The sequence below is a fragment of the Inquilinus sp. genome, assembly GCF_057815775.1.
Map to the genome: position 1 here is coordinate 1 of NZ_JBYRFX010000478.1, position 3,184 is coordinate 3,184.

The 3,184-nt window shown below is 67.0% G+C and carries 1 protein-coding gene and 1 pseudogene; both read right to left on the minus strand.

Annotation, left to right across the window (positions count from 1 at the left end):
- On the minus strand, positions 1-2,469 hold a 2,469-nt coding region (gene uvrA, locus AC3XYG_RS16965), incomplete at its 3' end, for an excinuclease ABC subunit UvrA (RefSeq protein ID WP_489141028.1).
- Positions 2,470-2,867: 398 nt separating this feature from the next.
- Positions 2,868-3,184 (minus strand): annotated as a pseudogene (locus AC3XYG_RS16970) (hypothetical protein); the annotation flags it as partial.

Here is a 3,184-nt window from a genome sequence, read left to right on the forward strand (position 1 = left end):
GATCTTGACGTAGTCCAGGCCGACCCGGTGCAGCGTCTCCATCTTGTCGCGGATCGACGGCACGGCGCGGAAGAACTCCGCCCCTTCCTCGACCGTCATGTCCAGCACCTCGGCGATCGACTTGTCGCGGTACAGCACCTCAAGGGTCTCGCGGTTGTAGCGATGGCCCTTGCAGACGTCGCACTGGACATAGACGTCGGGCAGGAAGTGCATCTCGATCTTGATGACGCCGTCGCCCTGGCAGGCCTCGCAGCGGCCGCCCTTGACGTTGAAGGAGAAGCGGCCGGGCCCGTAGCCGCGGGCCTTCGCCTCCGGCAGCCCGGCGAACCAGTCGCGGATCGGGGTGAAGGCCCCGGTGTAGGTGGCGGGGTTGGAGCGCGGGGTGCGGCCGATCGGCGACTGGTCGATGTCGATGATCTTGTCGAGGAACTCAATGCCCTCGATCGCATCGTGCGCGGCCGGATGCTCATGCGCGCCCATCAGCTGGCGGGCCAGCGTCTTGTACAGCGTCTCGATCACCAGGGTCGACTTGCCGCCACCGGACACGCCGGTGATGCAGGTGAAGGTGCCCAGCGGCACCTCCATGGTGACGTTCTTCAGGTTGTTGCCGCGGGCGCCGATCACCTTCAGCACCTGGCCCTTGTGGCCCGGGCGGCGCTGGGTCGGCACCTCGATCCGCTTCACCCCGGTCAGGTATTGCGCGGTGATGCTGGCGGGGTTGCGCAGCACCTCTTCCGGCGTGCCCTGGGCCACGACCTCGCCACCATGCACGCCGGCGCCCGGGCCCATGTCGACGAGATAGTCGGCGCTGCGGATCGCGTCCTCGTCATGCTCGACCACCAGCACGGTGTTGCCGAGGTCGCGCAGCCGCTTCAGCGTGCCGAGCAGCCGTTCGTTGTCGCGCTGGTGCAGCCCGATCGACGGCTCGTCGAGGACATAGAGCACGCCGGTCAGGCCGGAGCCGATCTGCGACGCCAGCCGGATGCGCTGGCTCTCGCCGCCCGACAGCGAGCCGGAGCCGCGGGCGAGGGTGAGGTAGGTCAGGCCGACGGCGCTGAGGAAGGTCAGCCGCTCGTTGATCTCCTTCAGGATGCGGTAGGCGATCTCCTGGTCCTTGGCCGACAGCTTGGCGTTCAGCGCGGCGAACCACTGCCCTGCCTCGGCGATCGACTTCTCCGCCACCTGGCTGACATGCAGGCCTTCGATCTTCACCGCCAGCGCTTCGGGCTTCAGCCGGGCGCCGCCGCAGGTCTCGCAGGGGCGGGTGCCCTGGTACTTGCCCAGCTCTTCCCGCGTCCAGGCGCTGTCGGTCTCGCGGAACCGGCGATCCATGTTCGGGATCAGCCCTTCGAACGGCTTCTCGGTCTTGTAGGTGCGCAGGCCGTCATCGTAGCCGAAGGTGATCGATTCCTTGCCGGAACCGTGCAGGATGGTGTTGCGCACCACCTCCGGCAGGTCGCGCCAGGGCGTGGTGGTGCTGACGCCGTAATGGGTGGCGATCGCGTCCAGCGTCTGGTGGTAGTATTTCGAGGATGATCCCTCCCACGGCGCGATCGCGCCCTTGGCCAGGGACCGGCTCTCATCCGGCACCACCAGCTCCGGGTCGAACACCAGCTTGGCGCCCAGCCCGTCGCAGGCCGGGCAGGCGCCGTGCGGGCTGTTGAACGAGAACAGCCGTGGCTCGATCTCCGGAATGGTGAAGCCGGAGACCGGGCAGGCGAATTTCGACGAGAACAGGGTGCGCTCGCCGCCCTCGGCATTCTCGACGATGGCCAGCCCTTCGGCCAGGCCCAGCGCAGTCTCGATCGAATCCGCCAGGCGGTTGCCCAGATCGTCGCGCACCACCAGCCGGTCGACCACCACCTCGATGTCGTGCTTCAGCTTCTTGTTCAGCGCCGGCACGTCCTCGATCTCGTACATCGTGCCGTCGACCTTGACGCGCTGGAAGCCGCGGGCCCGCAGCTCCTGCAGCTCCTTGCGGTACTCGCCCTTGCGGCCGCGCACGATCGGGGCGAGGAGGTACAGGCGGGCGCCGTCGCCCATCGCCATCACCCGGTCGACCATCTGGCTGACCGTCTGGCTCTCGATCGGCAGGCCGGTGGCCGGCGAATAGGGCACGCCGATGCGGGCGAACAGCAGCCGCATGTAGTCGTAGATCTCGGTGACCGTGCCGACGGTCGATCTCGGGTTGCGGCTGGTCGTCTTCTGTTCGATCGAGATCGCCGGCGACAGGCCCTCGATCGAATCGACGTCCGGCTTCTGCATCAGCTCCAGGAACTGGCGGGCATAGGCCGACAGGCTCTCGACATAGCGGCGCTGGCCCTCGGCATAGATGGTGTCGAAGGCCAGGGACGACTTGCCGGACCCGCTCAGCCCGGTGATCACGATCAGCTGGTCGCGCGGCAAATCCACATCGACATTCTTCAGATTGTGTTCGCGCGCGCCGCGGACGCTGATGGATTTGTGCATCGCCAGGATCACTCATGCGGGATAGACGTCCCCGGCCTTCCGGGCACGCCGTGGTGCAATATGGGGCGGGCAGGGACGAAAAGCGACTCTCGGCCCGGCCGCCGGATCACCCATGCCCGATCGCGTGCAACGGCCCCAGGCTGCGCTCGCAATCGGATCATGGACAATGATCGAACTCGAACATCCCGGGAACAAGCCGGTCAAGGATAAAGCGGCCTCCCCCTGACAGATTCTGTCAGGAGGGGTGGACGCTCAGAGTCTGTTTGGAAATGCGCTGGCGAGAGTCGAATGGCGCTGGTTTCGAGACCCGGCGCGCAGCGGACGTTTGGGTCCGTGAGCACCGGAAGCCGAGAGGCCGCCGTCAGGCGGCCGCGCCAGGTGCATTACCAAACGGGCTCTCAGGCCGAGGCCTCTTTCACGTCGCCGACCCTGGTCAGCGGGGCGGCGACGTCCTCCAGCCCCTTGCCCTCGGCATCGAGGCCGCAGATCAGGGCGATGATACCGCCCAGCATCATCACGGCCGATCCCAGCACATAGCCCCAGAACAGCGGGTCGCGCTGCGTCCCGTCCCCCACCAGGGAGCCGAACAGCAGCGGCCCGGTCGCGCCGACCACCTGGGCGACGGCGAAGAAATAGGAAATCGCCTGCCCGCGCACCTCCAGCGGGAAGATCTCGCTGACGGTGAGATAGGCGGAAGATGATCTTCGGCACCTAC